Raw genomic sequence first — 15,904 nt, forward strand, 5'->3', positions numbered from 1 at the left:
TATCATTGAGTCTTCTCTACTTGCGAGCTATAATTTTAAAGTGAAAAAACTAACTATAATATTCTTATTTCTTATTTCCTATTACTCCCATGCTTTTAAGCTCATGCCTATGAGCTACACCATTAAAAGCTCTGATAAATCGAAGACGGCTCTCTTCACTGTTTTAAATGATTCAGATTCTCCCATTGCTATTCAGCTCGATATACGTGTTCGAAAAATGAAAGTCGATGGTAGTGAAGAGCACCCTGAGTCTGATGATTTTCTCATCTTTCCTGATCAACTCGTTCTTGGGGCCAAGAAAAGGCGTGTCATTAAAGTGAAGTGGCTTAAAGGTGAGGTTAAAGACATTGAAAAGTCTTATAGACTTATTGCCGAGCAACTTCCAATTGATGTGACAAAGAAGAAGGCCAAGCAAACAGATATTAAAATACTTCTGCGCTATATTGCAGCTCTCTATGTAGAGCCTGAGAAGGGGAGTTCCAAATTAAAAGTTATCAGCAGTAAGACGACCAAAGATTTAAATAGAGTTGTTTTCTATGTTGAAAATAGTGGAAATATTCATCAAGCTCTTTTGAAGCCAACTCTGACAATTACTCAGGAAGGTAAGAGTTTTCAAGTGACAAACTTAGAAGGAATTCGCGGTGAGAATATTCTCGCCATGACTAAGAGGTACTTTTCATTTATTCCACCGAAGGGAGTTAATATTCAAAAGCCTTATAGCGTTGAATTAGTTAATGATGACTAAGTCTCTCCTTGCGCTGCTCATGTTCTCTATTTCTTATTACTCTGTCGCACAGAGCGAGTCGGAAATATTCTCTAAAGTATTTAAAACAAAATCTAGATGGGTTCCTACGAGCTTTATTTTTCAACGAAAAGATATAGGAGAGATTCCTGTTAAGTTCGTAGGTAATGATCCCGTTGCTATCTTGAATGGAGCGACTTTATTATCTAAGTATATTCGAAGTGAGATTGAGCTTAAAGAATCTCAAATGACTTTTAAAGAATTAGAGGCGCTAGGGATTCATCTCTCTCTAAATGAAGAGAAGTTTTATATCGAAGTCGATCTCAAGGCCGAAGTGGTAAAAGAGAAAACGACAAGTTTTGGATATGAGTATAAACCTCTCTGGGTAAAAGAGACAACTCCTCCAAGTGATTTCTCATTTTATACTAATCTCTACTATTATAGACCTTATAGGCATAATGTTAGAAAAGATAACTCTGATGAATTAGATATTCAGCCGAACTTAAACTTTAAGGGTGTAGTGATTGAGTCTTCTCACACATATCAAAATGATGTTCTTCATAGAAATAGTACACGCGCGCTCTATGACTTTCACAAATATTCCACGAGATTATCAGTTGGAGATAGCACAACTCCTTCTACTGATTACTTATCAGGTATCAGTCTTCTAGGTGCAAGTTATGGAAAGGACTTTTCTCTTAGACCCTACGATACAACAGTTCCAAGAGGGAAGGCAGAATTTGACCTAAGAGAATCCTCAACCGTAAGAGTTTTTGTAAATGGAACTTTAATTAATATTTTAAAGCTTGAAGCAGGTACACATAAACTAGAGGACCTCCCTCTTATCCAAGGCCTAAATGAAATTAAACTTGTGATAGAGTCAGATCTTGGACGAGTTGATGAGATCGTTATTCCTGCGGCCTTCAGTCAGGATCTTTTAAAAGTTGGACTTAATGACTTCTACTACGGAGTGGGGAGGAAGAGCGATATTATTGATAATGAACGTAGATACGAAGAAGACGAATATGTTTACACTGCCTATTTTAGAAAAGGTCTAAGCGACACATTTACTCTCGGAGCATTCTTTCAAGCAGATCGTGAGGCACAGCTTTTGGGCTCAGATCAAGTTCTCTCAACGAAGTATGGACAAATCAAAACTCAGCTTGCAGGAGTTCGAAATGGTTCGTCTACAGGGTATTCAATAAAGGGAGAGTATTTCTTTTTAGACCAGAGAGTTGTTGGAGAATCTGCTTCGGGTCACTTATTTGGGCTTGAGCATAGAGATAGAAATTTTAAGTTAGTCGATCAGGGACAATCCTTAGGTTTTAACAAAGATATTCTAAGCTACTCTTTTAACAAAAATATTTATGGCTATAGTTACCGCATTGGTGGGCAGTATGATTATAACCAAAATCAAGATAATACTTGGGCCCTGACGGGAAGTGTTGGAAAGACTTTTAATAGAAGATTTAATATCAATACTGTCACTAGTTACAGAACTCTTGTAAGAGGAGATGACAGCTTTGAAGTTTCCCTCTACTTTAGTTGGTTTCTTCCGGAAAAAGGGCATAACTTCTATGGAAGTTATAATTCTCTTAGTAAAACCTCACAGGCTTCATTACAGAAAATTAAAACAGCTAGTGATGATAATCTCTCTTATCAATTTACGGGAAGAAATTCTGAATTTGAAAAATCAATAGAATTTGATAGTCGCTATGAGGCAGAGCGCTTTGAGGTTGGGCTTAGACATTCTCAGGAGAAATCTGAAGCAACATTCAATAAGTGGAGTAGTTATAGTGGAAATGTAAAAGTTGCTACATCTCTCGCTTTTGCTGGAAGTGCTTTCACTTTTGGTAAGCCTATTACAAATTCGTTTGCAATTTTAACACGAGATAAGAATTTAGAAGGTGAGAAAGTTCTTATTAATAATAATGGCGACCAAATTGCTAGAGCAGGACTCTTAGACAATATTCTTATTTCTAAGATGCAACCATATAGATATTTTAGATTGAGTGCTGATGGAGCGCTTTTAAGTGATGGACTTTCCTTAGAGGAGTCTGACTTCGCTCTTCTACCGACTTATAAGTCTGGTTCTCATATTCCTCTCTCTGCTAAAGGCGCCATGTCTATTTTCGGAAGAGTCTTACTTCCTAGTAACCAACCTGCAACTCTTTCAGTCTTTGATATTTTAAATGAGAAAGGGGATATTGTTTTTGGAAGCTTTACTAATAGAAAAGGGAAGCTACTGATTGAGGGACTAGAGTTTGGAAAATATACACTGAGATTAAACTTCAAAGATGAAATTTATACAGCTTCTTTTGAATTACCAAGTGATAAAATAGGCTTTATTAATCTAGAGGCCATTAATTTAATAAAGGCTAAGAAATGAAAATAGTTTTACTTCTTTTAATTTTATTCTCTTTTAACTCCTTTGCTGAAAATTGCTATGTCTATGTAACGTCTCCTGTCGTTAATTTTACGCAGTCAACATCGGATCAAAGTGTTGCACTTGATCTAGATCTCGTTAAATTTTCAAATTCAAATAGATGTAGGAGTTATTACTTGGGCTTTTCAAAGGGAAGTGCTGGCTCCTATGATAGAAAACTTTATAATGGTGGATACTCAGTTAATTACAATATTTACGAAAAAGAAAATACAAGTAAAGAACTTTGGAGTGCTTACGAAAATAGTAGCAGTAGAAAAGTTAAAGTTGACATGGACTCTTGGTATAAGAGAGTGACTGTCTATGTAAAGTTACCGGCCCCTACTTCAACGTTGCAGACAGGTCTCTATACGGATTCAACTCAAATCCAGATACTTCCTAGAAGTAGTGGAAGTACAGGAGGAGGCTTTAGCCAACTTACTACAAATTTAAATATTCAATCTGACATTAACCTCTCTCTTGTTGGAAGAGGGGGGCAGTATGATGAGAATCAAACATCACACACTTTAAACTTTGGAACAATGACTACTGGAAAGATGAGGAGCTTTGATTTAATTGTGAAAGCAAATACGGGCTATAGAATAAGTGTTTCTAGTGAGTATGATGGAAGCCTTGCTCATAATGAAAAATCAAATTACAAAGTAGGATATACTTTTGGTGTGAACGGTTCTGGCATGAGTTTAGTAGGATCTAAGAGTTCTCCTAAGCAAATATATTCCTCAAACACTCCTAGTCAAAATGGTAGAGTTATTGAGATAGATGTATCTCTTTTAAATACTGAGCAGAAGCTATCAGGGCCTTATTCTGACTATATTTACTTTACAGCAATTAGTAATTAAGAGGTTTTATGAAGAATGTATTAGTTCTATTTACTAGTGAAAGTGATAGCTATATTTATGCCGATATCATTCTTCAACTTGAAAAAAGTTTTAGCGTCACTTTTGAAGTCATATCGTGGAGCAGAGAGTTTAAAAGACTTGAGGAACGCATTGAAAGAGAAGACTTCGATTTTGTCTTAGCCGGAGGAGGTCTTGCTGCTTATCTTCCTGGTCTTTGTGCTTCACTGACTTTAAAACCTGTGTTTGGAGTCCCCGTTAGTACTAACTTTGGAGGACTAGATGCTTTTCTTTCTATACTCCAGATGCCTTTTGGCAATCCTGTTGGGGCATTAGTGCCTAATGGTGTTGACTCAGTTGCGAAATTGCTTTCTTTTGTCGAGAAGAATAAGGTCAGAGAAATTACGATTGTCTATGGCGCTGATGTGGAAAATCATGAATTCTTCAATGTTGAATTTAACAGACTTTCTCTCTACGCAAATGATTTAGGTTATATTCTGAATAAGTCACATGTGATAGATGAAGAAAGAGTGAATATTGTCTTTGTTCACAATGAATACAAGCATAGTGTTACTAGTAATGCTCTCTACATTCCGTTGTTGACGGATGGAGATCGAAATGGCCCGACAAGCAGTTTGAAAGTCTTAGACTTAGCTGCACAGGGAGGCGTGTGGTTTGGTGTGAATAATTCTAGAAATGCCTTAGCATTTCTAGATAAGTTTATGGGGTAATCTTTTTTCGAATTTCAAAGCAAACGTGTATTTTACTATCTTTAAAATCTTCGGGGATACTTTGAGGGGAGATATCTTTAATTTGAAAATTCTCTTCAAGCTCTGGATCGATTTTAAAGCCTCTCTTATTATTTGAAAAAATAAGAAGGCCATTTTCACTTAAAATATTCATACAACCTTTTACGAGTTCTACTTGATCACGTTGAATATCTAGTGTGTTTTCCATTTTCTTTGAATTACTAAAAGTAGGAGGATCTAAGAAGATGAGATCAAATCTCTCTCCTTGGTATTCTTTCAAGTAACTAAAGACGTCGGCGCGAATAAACTCGTGGTCACTCAATTGTATTTCATTGGCCAAGAAATTTTCCTTACTCCAAGCAAGATAGGTGTTGGACATATCTACATTTACTGTCTTTGCTCCAACTAATGCTGCATGCACGGAAACCATACTTGTGTAAGAGAATAGATTTAAGAGCTTCTTCTCCACAGCTAGAGAAGACATTTTTAAGCGCATTGGCCTATGGTCTAGGAACAGACCTGTATCAAGGTAGTCATGGAGATTCACCAGTGATTTAGCACTTCCTTCATTGACTAGAAATCTATTTCTAGTAGAGTCTAATTTCTCATAGCGCTGCTCTTTGGTTTGAATAATTCTCTTTTTTAAAATAATATCATCTGATTTAATTTCAAAAATTTCACAAAGCGCGCAGATCATCTGATCATAATTCTCGGTCTTGTCAGAATCTATTTTATCTATTCTTCTATCATAGACGAGAACTTTATCTCTGTAGAGATCAATGAGATAGGGATATTGTGGAATTTCCTTGTCATAGAGTCTGAAGCAGTCAAAATTATTTCTCTTGGCCCACTTTCTCTTGTGTTTTAAATTCTTGAGTAATTTATTCTTTATTTCGCTCATAGATGACTTTTTATTTAGATTTCTCTTAAATTTCCGATAATTAGAAGATGATTAAAATAATTCTTACTATTTTTATATTACTCTCTCTTTCTCCTTTTGCCAATGAACTGGTTTCTGAGAGAATAGCTGATAGAAAAGTTAAATGTGAGCATCCTCTCTCTGGGTCAACTTCTGAAGAAGTTGACGAGTTAGCAAGTGAGGTTGATGAAAAAATTCCTTATCTCTGTATGGAGGAAAAGGATCTTAATAAAAGGTGTCAGTGCTTTTCTGACATAAGTTATACGATGTCAAAGGAAGAGCACTCTAATCTTGCACAGTCTCTTCGTGATCAGTATTTAGAATTTAAACTCCAACGAAAGTTAAATAAGTTAAATGAGAAATGGTATTACTATAAGAAACTCTTCTCTATCAATAAGCTGGAGCTACCTAAGTGTAAGTTGAAAGATGAACAAAAAGAACGCTTAGATGAACTAAATTTCTGGACTGGGGATAGTCATTACTTTAAGCACTACGGAAACCCTTTTAGTAAGCAATTAAATATTTATAGAAATTTAAAAGGACTTGGCGAAGATAAGCATTTGTATAAGAGCTATTTAAATGTCGATAGCTTTAATGCATTTACTGCTAGAGTTCTTCTTCTCTCGGAGAGGAATGGTAAAATAGACCAAGAGTTATTGGAGAAGAATTATCATAAGCTCATTGATGAATACGTAGCTTCTTATTTAAATATAAAGAAGAGCGAAGTAAAATCAAAGAAGCTTCGAGCGGATACTTTTGATCTACTTAACTTAGTAGCGAATACTGTAAATGGGGCGAGTGTTTTAACTGAGGAGAATTCTTCAAATTATGAAGAATTTAAAGGTTACGTTGTGGGAACGATGAGTGCATACCTTGTTTCGGCATATAATGATTACGAGGCGGATTGTCTCAATCTTCAAAAAGAGGTTAATAAAATACTCGCTTTAAAAAGCGCTCCTATTTATTCAATTGAAGGAATTCCTTTTACTAGTTTCATGAACTCACTCAAAAAAGAAGATGATCAAAGTGGTTATTTAAATCGCCCTGAGGTGAGTTTTCTCTATTGTCAGTCGGTAAAAGAGCACATTCCTGAAGTGTATGACGATTATATGTCTGCGACGAGGGCTCTCTTTAGTTTTGCTAATAAAATGAGACTTGATTTTGTGAATGATCAATTGAAATTGAATATTGAAAATCCAATTAGCCCTCATGAAGGGCGAGGTATTGTTGCTACAGCTAGGAGTGAAATTATTTTAGATGAGAGTTTCTTCTCTATGGATTTTAAATACTATAAGCGTCCGACTATTGTAGAAATGTCTGCAGTTTCAAGTGTTGAAAGTAGACTTGTCAGAGAAGTAAGTCTTGAAGATGTTGAAGGGCGACAAGAGAGTATCCAGAGGCCAAGGGGCGCATCATCTAGGTCTTTTAAGCCTACTGTTAACCCGATTAAAGAGACTCAAAGAAAAATTATTAACCATGTTGCAGGGATAGTAAATAGAAGAGAGGCCTCTGATGTTGTGAAGATTTCAGAGAAACTAGAGCAGGATAATGGTGAGGAATCTAGCGAGAGTAAAAGAGAAGATAAAATACAACGAAAATTAAACTTACATAATTACTTTACGAGTCCTAGAACATCTTCTTTGACTGCTTTTTATAAGTTTGATTATGTAGATCCTTATTCAATTAAGGGAGCTCAATCGCTTTCTATTGTAGATAGCACTAGCTCTAATCGTAAGAAAATTATTGATAAAATTAAAGCGCGCAATAAGAGAATTCCAGATTCTGTAAGAAAGTATAATGATTATAATCAAGTTGAAAATTCAGAAAGTGTAAATGAAGCTAGAGTCAAGAAGAGTGAACTCTTCGATTATTACCGACCGGTGATACTACCTGATAATACTATTTCTCAAAGAAAGTCCATAGAAAGAGGCGCAAAGATTTCTGCAATTAAAGGCGTGCAAGGTCCTAGTCAGAAATTGGAATCATTCACAGCAGTGAGTGAGAATATAGATACGAAACGGCCTTCTTCTAGTTCTGCATCAAGTGCTTCAAGTGTGATCCCTATGCCTGCTGGAATGATGGCGACCTCTAGAGATCAGAAAGCCGCTAATTCAGAAACTAAAGAGATAGGGATTTCCTCTTCCAAGGAAGGAGTCTCAAAAGCTAAGAATATTGCGAGAAGTTTCCTATTAGAAAATGAATTTAAAAGTATTAATGATACTGAGTTAAGCCGCTACAAGACGAGTAGTGATTTTATTTTTGTCTTTATTTCGAGAGAGGTCTATAATATTCCAGTTTATTACCTTCAAACTTATCGTATAGTCTACAGTAGTGGTGAGTATCAAAGAGAATTAATTTCGACAGAGAGCTTATACCGTGTTGATATGAACTCGGATAAGATTCGTGTCATTAACGAGTTCTTTGATCTAAAAAAGAAAGGTGAGATCTTATAAGATCAACACAATCTTCTCTTAGAAATCTTGACGAGAGATATTTCACATCTAGTTTCTCGGAAAAATCCCACCCTGTCATAAGGTAAGCTTCAATACCTTTATATTCTCTTTCTATTACTTCTATAACCTCAAGCCCATTTAGTATTCCTCCTCGTTCATGAAGATCGTAGTCGCAAAGAAGTAGTGCAGAGGGATAAGAGTTGACTCTTTCAAGTAGTTCTTCTCCAGTTGCAAAGCTTTGAAAGGTTAGACTAATTCCTTGAAAGGACTGTTCTATGACTCTTGTAAAAGTTGTTTCTAAATTGATATTCGTAAGAAGATCATCATTACACGAGAGAACTATGATTTCCTTCGTTGTATTATCTGTAGGGAAATCTTTTCTTTCTTTCTCAGTATCGAGGTCTTTTCCTGCCTCTAATTGAAAGAAGAATGTCGTTTCATTTTTTGCTCGATCCGATTCTACCCAAATATTCTTGTTGTGAAGCTCTAAGTTCTTCTTACAGCTCGCAAGGCCTAGACCTGTACCATTTGACTTTCCTTTTGAATAGAAATTCTCAAAGACTTTCTTGCGATCATCTTCTTCTATAAATGAGCCCGTATTTGTAATCTTAAAGAGAATATCTTCTTCAAGTTGAGTGGTTTCAATTATTACTTTATCCGTGGTACTAATTTCAACTGCATTTTGTATAATATTAGTGATAACTCTCTCTATCTTTGAAGAGTTACAGAGAACTTTGCTTCTATGTAGAAAATTGAGATTTAAAGTTATATTTCTACTGTCTAATTCATCTCTTAAAATAAGAATTGATTCATTTATTAATTCTCTTGGAGAACACAAACTCATTTCAATACTACCTTCCTTGGAAAAGTCGAGTAGACTAGAGAGAAGCCTTTCGGAGTGAGCAATATTGCGATTCATTTGATGACTTACATCAGTGAGTAGTTTAGGGTCTTCTTTATAAATAAGAATATTTTCTAAAATAGACGATATTTGAGATAGAGGCTTTCTTAGGTCATGGGCCATGGCCTTGGCGGTAAAACTAATAGCAGAGTCTTGAGCAAGTGAGATGAGCTGCTCTCTTTGTTTCTCAATAGTTTTCTCATTTAATCTAAACTCTAAAATACTATTAAAAGATAATAGAAGCAGAACGAAGAAATCAAAGTAGTAGATCATTGAAAGATCAGACGTAGAAATGAGAGTAATACCTGATAAAAGTAACAAGCTAAGTATTCCCGAAAGATAACTTAGGTAAACTCCTTTCTTCTTTTGCTTTCTTGAATTTTTTATTTTGACCAGTACTGAAATGAGTGAGACGAGTACTGGTAGAATAACAAGAGTAGAGAAGGAGAGTCTAAATGTTTCATTCTCCGGGGTCGTTTTAAGCTGAAAGTAAGTAACTACACAAAGAAGAAGTAGGTGAAAGAAGATAGTTGAAATTTTAAAAATGGAGCTCTTGAGTTTTGCAATATCTAGAAAAATATAGATGAAAGTCAATGACCATACAGTTCTTAAGATAATAAAGTAATAAAATATATTATTTTGATCAATGAATGATAGAGGAAGATAACTCGTTAGAAAAATACTTACGCTTGAGAGAAGAGCTAGTACCACTTGCTTCCAGTAGAGATCTTCTTTCTTTGAGAGAAATTGAAAAAGAAGGAAGATGACAATAAATGTAATACTTAACATTATATAGAGTAGAGGTGTTGTAACCTTCTCTCTCTCTGTATGAAATAAGACATTGGTTAGAGAGCTTGTTCCTCCGAGAAAGACGAGAGAATTAAAAAATAAGAGATTTCTAGAAGTACTTTTTGTAATAAGAATAAGACTTAATTCATTTGAGTAGTCTTTTAAATCAATTGGTATTTTAATAAAATCTTTTACAGAGGCGCCACCTTGGTAACTTCCTCTTCTTCCACCCTTCGTCCAAATGTCGATTTCTTCAAAGTCGTAGTAAGCAAGCATTAGAGCGAGAGGCCCAGTTAAGAAATTTAGCTCTGAAGAGAGTTGGATTGTTACTTTGTAGATATTTTCTGATGATGTCGTAGTGGAGTTCTTTTCTATATTTTCCCACTCTTTTGAATGATTTAATTTTTCAAAGCAGTTTAAGCGACAGGATTTCTCTGTAAGGCTTTTTTCAATTTTTAGAGCGTAGTTGGGAATGAGTATTATATTCTTCTTGTCGCTAGAAGATATTGTTGAATTAAGACTTGAGAGAGTTAGATAAACAGCACATCCAACAAATAGAATTATAATTAGTGAAGATATTATTCGAATATTTTTCATACTTTAGATTATAAATTTATAATTGATTTTGAAAAAGAGGGGGAAGAACTCCCCCCTTTTTATTTATTGAATTGGGTAAATTTGGTAAGCGTGATTAATGAGGTGCTCGGCCCATTCATACTCTCTTAGGATAACCTTTGCATTTAGGTGAGTTTCCTCTCCCTCATTTTCTAAATCGTAATCATAGAGAGGCATTGAAGGATCAGAGTAGATCGAGTCTCTTACATAGAAGACTCCTTTATCTCTACAACCACCACGAGATGTTAGAGAGTCATCTACTTGCTTTCCTCTCTTTCTAAAATTCTTTGCTTTTCGTAGTAATTTATTCTTTTCAGAAGTGGTGCTGGCGGCATTGGCTTCCTCGACAATTTCATCTGCTCTTGCGTTCATTCTCTGGTCATAAGTTCCAACAAAAGGGCAACCCTCTGTACTAGCATGATCATTAAAGCCAACGATCATTGTTGCATGCCAAAAACCTACGTGATTATAAATAGCGAGAACCGGAGCGTTTCTCTTTTTAATCATATTTTTAATTTTACTTACTATATCTTTTGGAGCTGTTGTCACATTCCATCTATTGGCCGCTGGGTCTTTGAAAATTATTTCTCTCTCAAACTTTGGGAGCTTTATCATTGGCGCCGTTAGATCATCGTATAAGCTTATCCAGCTATAAGAGATTCCATAGTACGCTTTCTCTTCGTGTGCAATGGCCGGAATCCTCTTTCCACCTACAGACTTATACCAGCCCTTCGTGTATCTATAGTCTTCGTTGCGATAAATTTTTCCACGCTTATTAAGAGCGTAGATCATATCAGTAGGCCAATAATCTAAGTCATTATCAAGACCCTCTTTTGAAAGATTCATAAAATACCTCTCTGAGAGGTCTTTATCTTTTGGATTTGTAATTTGTGGATTAAGTTTCGAGTACCACCATTCTACAGTTCCAGTACTACTCATAAAAAGGCAGCTTCCTGCATTTTCTTGGTCTGGCGAAGCGGTTACGTATTGGAGAAGAGAGTTATAACCCCCGTTGAATGATTCACTACTTGGGATAATAGCTTTTGAGTACACAGGAGTCGTTCCCTCGCTCTTAGTGTTTGGATATTTAAGACCAGTTATAAGACGTGAGTTACTTTCAGTAAGTGCGAATGTAGGTAGTGTAAATAATAATAATAGTAATAGCTTGGCCAATTTTCTTCTCCTTGTAGTTGGAGGAGAATCTTAGATTCTTGAAATATCTTTGTCCCGACGCAGCGAGCATGGTTTACGTAAATTCAATATCTTACTTGATTTATAAAATAATACTCAAGTATTTTGATCGGCTATCCGTAAAGTCTTGGGAATAGTTTATTTATTCAAATTGAATTTGGTAGTGAGAAACCAAAGAAAGGGGTTTTAATGAAACAATGGAAAATGAAATTTCCAAAGGCTCTCTGTATTGTAGGAATGTCTCTTGCAATTCAAGTACAGGCCTTTGCTTCACCTATAAAACTGGTGGATGTCCTAGTCAATGAGTCAGGTTTGACTGAGTCACTTTCTAAATTTGGTATAAGAGGCTCAAGCGCATTACAAGTAAGAAGTTATGTGAATAATTCTATTACCTCTCTTTATCTCTTCGGAAATAAGAAACCAACGGCTAGTCAGCTAAAGAGGTTCATTGCAAATCTAAATACTACTAGTAGTAAAGATAAGCGGTATCAGGCGGATCTTGTAAAATTGCTCTCAAGATCTGAGAGTGAAATTAGTGAAGAGGATTTAGTAAAATCAATTAACTCTCTTATCTACTTGGCGAATAGGCATGGAAAAAATAGTGCTGCTGTTTTGGCCTGTACTGCTTGTGTGAGCGATACATTGAGTTCTAAGGGCTTTAAGTTTACTCTTGAAACGATGAATAATTCTAAGTCAAAAGAAGTTCTTTCTAAGATTCTTCCGTCTAACCCAAGAAGTCTCACCAATTATATCAACACAAAATTAACAAAATTTAAAATTGGTGATCTCTCACGTTCTGGAAACTTAGTTGCCTCTGAAGAAGAAAAAGCTCTTGGACTTTTTCTAGGGCTAAAAGAAATAGGATCAGTGGAGCAGAAGAATTTAATTCGTGCGATAGAGTCAGTTTCAAAAGACTCTGCTGGAAACGTAAATATAGTAAGCACTGCCAATCCACATAAGCTTTGGAAAATTTTTAGTGAAGATATTTCTGAAAGCGAAATGGCGGGATGGACAAAACTCTTAGATGAAGTTGCGGCCAAGTCAAAAGGAAGTGCTAAGAAGAAAGATATATTCTTTGAAGTTCTTGAAAAGCGTGCAAAGGATAGTCCTGAGCTTCAAGACAGAGTTCAGATTTTAAAGAATAAGAATTGTTTTTTTCAATAAGATGTAAAAGGAAATATATATGACTACTAATAAGAAAAAGAATTTAGTTTGGAAACAGTTGCCAGCTCATCTGGCAATGATGTCTCTTCTCTATAATTGTGCAGGCGTTGGCACAGGCCCTCGCTATATTGCCGATGATAGTGGAGATCCAAAGAGTGCTTATGAAGTATGGGGATTACTGCAGCAAGGTGCTACGAGGTATAATGCCAATGCTGTTCAAGTGGGAGGCGAAAATATTGACGGCTTCCTTGCTGGGGTAACTTTTGGCGCGGAAAAAGAAGCCTCATCAGGCCTTATCACAAGAATTATGGGACCTAATGGAGAAGATTTTCAGCGATATATTTCAAGTCTACCTGATGAAAAGAGGAAAGTTTTTATTTCTGATTTCTTAGGTAATTATATAAAGAATGCAAACGGCTACAGAACTTATGTGACTGATGAAGGGGTGAAAGTTGACCTTGCTAGTGATGTAAAAGACGTTGATGGAGTCGCAAAGGTGATTGACCTTGAACAACTAAGAGGTGTTGATTACGCTACAGCTGACTTAGAAGTTTTAGATGCGAAATTCGCTAAATTTGTCGAGATGACAGAAGATAGGCCAATGTCTTTCATTAAGCCTTCTGTGAAAATGAAATTCTTTAAAGCAAATATGCCCGGTCTAGAGGGAACAAATTTTCCAAAGAGTTATAGTAACTATATTACAAACTTCGGTCTCCCTCAAAAATATATTGAAGATGCTCACGGGCACTATGGTGGTGTAGGCGGAGGATGGGAATTAGGTTTTACTCCTCAAAATAGTTACGCTGAATTTGAAGAGATGGTTGCCTGGTTTAGAAAGTCTTTAAAGAATGCGGGACAAATATTTCAGTCTCCAGGACACCAGAGAATGGTGTTTAAAGCTCACGCAGATTTACCAGAAGGAAAACTCGCCGAATTGTACCGTGGTATTCAGGCGCTAATTGTCATCGATGGAATTAAAGGTGGCACTGGAATTGAGAAGGCTAATTATAAGGGAGTGCAGACAGATAATATGCTTGCGAGTCTAAGAACGGCCAGAGGTGTGATTAGATTAGAGGGAGCTAGATGGAAAGAGGGAACGCACGGGGTTGAATTCCGTGCAGGAACTAAGGACTTAAAGCTTGCAAGATTCTATCAAACAGTTCTTGCCTCGAGAGTGTCGGCCAATGACTTTAGTGGGCTAAGCGATATTGGAGATTGGAGTCTATGGGATGGAAATGTTCCAAGTGCTGCAACACTGGCCCAGAGGCACGGAATAAGTGAAGAGGTCGCACAAAAGGCTTTACACAATATTAGTGCAGGTAGCTTGAAGAAAGAGTTTACTCTTCCTCTTTGGGATTGGACTGATGCTAATAATCCAATTATTAAAAAGAATAAGAGAGCGATAATAAATTCTCTTTCAAAAGACTTCTTTGAGCAAGTGGCAGCACTTGATCCAGAAAGTAATACCATTGAAACCGAAGTGCGAAGCCTTCTAAGGTCTTGGACTAAAATGACAAGACTCTCTGATGAGTTTAGAAGATACTTACAGCCAAGACGTGGCCTTAATATGGCGCAGGATCTTCTCCAATTTAATTTGCCAGAAGATGGTAGACCTTTTGTTAGAGCAGTGACAGATGTGAATAATATCGACCTTGGTATTGAATACTCAGGTAAGATGCCGATGATGGTCAATGCTGATTTCACTCCAGATAAAATGGTGGATAATAAGAAGGCATGGCTTCAAACATACGGTGATTTATCAGAAGATGAAAGAGAGGCCATCATTAGAAATGTGGCGCAAGATCTTCATAAGTCTCTAGGCGGAGAAGGTGTGGCAACCAAGATAGAAGATGGTGGTGGCCATGGGCACGGTCTTGAGCTCTCTTATGAGATTCGAGATCCAAAGAATAGAAAGTGGATTGTAGAATGGGATGGTATCGGAAGAACTTATACTCCTAATGGGGATGTAATCGAAGGATCAGCGAGAGCAGGGTCGATCGAGCTGGTAACACCAAAGTTTACTCCTGAGATTGCGGATATATCGGCAGTCTATGAGGCCTTTGAAAAGAATAATATTCTTCCTAATATTCTCTCTGGTGGTGGACACGTTAATATTGACCTCGCTGCCTTTGATGGAAAGCCAAAGGAGCTTGCAAGATTTCTAACAATATTCCATGAGAATAGATCTGTGATGTCTCTTATGTTTCAGCACGTAAATCGTGTGAAGACATCTGAGCCAATAGCGATTTCTGATAATCTTAGAAATCAACTTAAGAACTTTCAAGGTAGTGAAGAGGACCTTAAGAAGCTTCTCTACAATGAAGAGTACTTCAATACAAGATTTGGAAGAAAGTCTAGGTATCTACAACTTGATATGTCAGCGTACTTTCAAGATGTGATTCCTGAGCAGTTCTTATCTGATGATTTTGATATTGCAAATCCTACAGTTCCTTGGAGAAGACAATTTAGAGTTGATCCTAGAATTAGAAAAGCAGAATTTAGAATGTTTAATGCGCCTAGAGACACGGCTGAATCCGCTCTTCAGATTAGACTTGTAAGAGCAATGCTCTCTAAGGCCCTTAATGAAGAGGACGCTCTAAGCGGTACAGTTCAGAATGTATCTCATACTGATTATCTAAAGACGCCTGACAAGGCCTATGCAGACCTTGAGAAGTTATGTGCTCAACTTGGGTTAAATGCTGATGACTTTAAACCAGCGGTCGCAGAGGGACTTTCTGAGACAGATTTGGCCACTAGGTCTATTTTCTTTGAGCCTTTTGATCAGAAGATGAAAATGCACCCTAAGCAAGTTGGTTGGGGAGAAGCGGTTGCTCCTAGAGAAACCCCTTTAAATTCAGCAGGGCGAGCGTGGGAGCCTGGTGCAGCCGATGAGCTAAATACTATGACTCATCAATTTAGAATCGAAGCCGCCGAAGCCGCTGAGCAGAGACGAGCGGGGATTGTTCCTGATCGCTATGTTCCGGGGCAATTTAAGAGAACCGATAGTTGTATTGATGCTATAGGTCCTTTGCTCTAACAGTTTGATAATAGAATCGACCCCTCAATAAGAGGGGCTTCTTTCTTCTTAAATTTGACAAAGAT

The 15,904-nt window shown here is 36.7% G+C and carries 10 protein-coding genes; 7 read left to right on the forward strand and 3 right to left on the reverse strand.

The genetic code is table 11. The features are described from left to right. The first annotated feature begins 40 nt into the window (after positions 1 to 40). Genes CES88_RS02495 through CES88_RS02510 form a run of 4 tightly spaced genes read left to right on the forward strand, consistent with a single transcriptional unit; the run spans position 41 to position 4,752 of the window. Positions 41 to 745 (forward strand): fimbria/pilus periplasmic chaperone, encoded by a 705-nt coding sequence (locus CES88_RS02495; protein ID WP_290730472.1) that lies wholly within the window; start codon positions 41 to 43, stop codon positions 743 to 745. After that, positions 735 to 3,131 carry a hypothetical protein gene (locus CES88_RS02500; protein WP_290730475.1) on the forward strand — a complete coding sequence of 799 codons (2,397 nt, stop codon included), beginning with the start codon at positions 735 to 737 and terminating at the stop codon, positions 3,129 to 3,131. Before CES88_RS02495 ends, CES88_RS02500 begins: the two co-directional genes overlap by 11 nt. Further along, positions 3,128 to 4,024, forward strand: coding sequence for a spore coat protein U domain-containing protein (locus CES88_RS02505; protein ID WP_290730477.1), 897 nt, complete (start codon positions 3,128 to 3,130; stop codon positions 4,022 to 4,024). The genes CES88_RS02500 and CES88_RS02505 overlap by 4 nt, the downstream gene beginning before the upstream one ends. A gap of 8 nt (positions 4,025 to 4,032) precedes the next feature. Beyond that, entirely contained in the window at positions 4,033 to 4,752 is a 720-nt protein-coding gene (locus tag CES88_RS02510; RefSeq protein ID WP_290730479.1) for an AIR carboxylase family protein, read from the forward strand. Here the strand turns inward: CES88_RS02510 and CES88_RS02515 are convergent. Further along, positions 4,742 to 5,671 carry a class I SAM-dependent methyltransferase gene (locus tag CES88_RS02515; protein WP_290730483.1) on the reverse strand — a complete coding sequence of 310 codons (930 nt, stop codon included), beginning with the start codon at positions 5,669 to 5,671 and terminating at the stop codon, positions 4,742 to 4,744. The genes CES88_RS02510 and CES88_RS02515 overlap by 11 nt on opposite strands. Positions 5,672 to 5,718: 47 nt before the next feature. On the opposite strand from CES88_RS02515, the gene CES88_RS02520 reads away from it, so the two are divergent. Beyond that, entirely contained in the window at positions 5,719 to 8,142 is a 2,424-nt protein-coding gene (locus CES88_RS02520) for a hypothetical protein (RefSeq protein WP_290730486.1), read from the forward strand. Here the strand turns inward: CES88_RS02520 and CES88_RS02525 are convergent. Beyond that, positions 8,099 to 10,429, reverse strand: a complete 2,331-nt coding sequence (locus CES88_RS02525; protein ID WP_290730489.1) for a hybrid sensor histidine kinase/response regulator — start codon at positions 10,427 to 10,429, stop codon at positions 8,099 to 8,101. The genes CES88_RS02520 and CES88_RS02525 overlap by 44 nt on opposite strands. 63 nt (positions 10,430 to 10,492) lie before the next feature. Continuing rightward, positions 10,493 to 11,620 carry a hypothetical protein gene (locus tag CES88_RS02530; protein ID WP_290730492.1) on the reverse strand — a complete coding sequence of 376 codons (1,128 nt, stop codon included), beginning with the start codon at positions 11,618 to 11,620 and terminating at the stop codon, positions 10,493 to 10,495. 207 nt (positions 11,621 to 11,827) lie between these two features. On the opposite strand from CES88_RS02530, the gene CES88_RS02535 reads away from it, so the two are divergent. Both CES88_RS02535 and CES88_RS02540 read left to right on the forward strand, forming a co-directional pair. Beyond that, positions 11,828 to 12,802: a hypothetical protein gene (locus CES88_RS02535; protein WP_290730495.1), complete on the forward strand. Its 975-nt coding sequence runs from the start codon at positions 11,828 to 11,830 to the stop codon at positions 12,800 to 12,802. 19 nt (positions 12,803 to 12,821) lie between these two features. Beyond that, positions 12,822 to 15,839, forward strand: coding sequence for a hypothetical protein (locus CES88_RS02540; RefSeq protein WP_290730498.1), 3,018 nt, complete (start codon positions 12,822 to 12,824; stop codon positions 15,837 to 15,839). Positions 15,840 to 15,904 lie beyond the last annotated feature (65 nt).

Source organism: Halobacteriovorax sp. JY17, assembly GCF_002753895.1.
Classification (GTDB): domain Bacteria; phylum Bdellovibrionota; class Bacteriovoracia; order Bacteriovoracales; family Bacteriovoracaceae; genus Halobacteriovorax.

Bases quoted from the DNA above. Each gene is read 5' to 3' on its own strand.
- CES88_RS02540 (WP_290730498.1), top strand. From the start codon at position 12,822: ATGACTACTAATAAGAAAAAGAATTTAGTTTGGAAACAGTTGCCAGCT.
- CES88_RS02515 (WP_290730483.1), bottom strand. From the start codon at position 5,671: ATGAGCGAAATAAAGAATAAATTACTCAAGAATTTAAAACACAAGAGA.
- CES88_RS02505 (WP_290730477.1), top strand. From the start codon at position 3,128: ATGAAAATAGTTTTACTTCTTTTAATTTTATTCTCTTTTAACTCCTTT.
- CES88_RS02525 (WP_290730489.1), bottom strand. From the start codon at position 10,429: ATGAAAAATATTCGAATAATATCTTCACTAATTATAATTCTATTTGTT.
- CES88_RS02520 (WP_290730486.1), top strand. From the start codon at position 5,719: ATGATTAAAATAATTCTTACTATTTTTATATTACTCTCTCTTTCTCCT.
- CES88_RS02510 (WP_290730479.1), top strand. From the start codon at position 4,033: ATGAAGAATGTATTAGTTCTATTTACTAGTGAAAGTGATAGCTATATT.
- CES88_RS02500 (WP_290730475.1), top strand. From the start codon at position 735: ATGATGACTAAGTCTCTCCTTGCGCTGCTCATGTTCTCTATTTCTTAT.
- CES88_RS02535 (WP_290730495.1), top strand. From the start codon at position 11,828: ATGAAACAATGGAAAATGAAATTTCCAAAGGCTCTCTGTATTGTAGGA.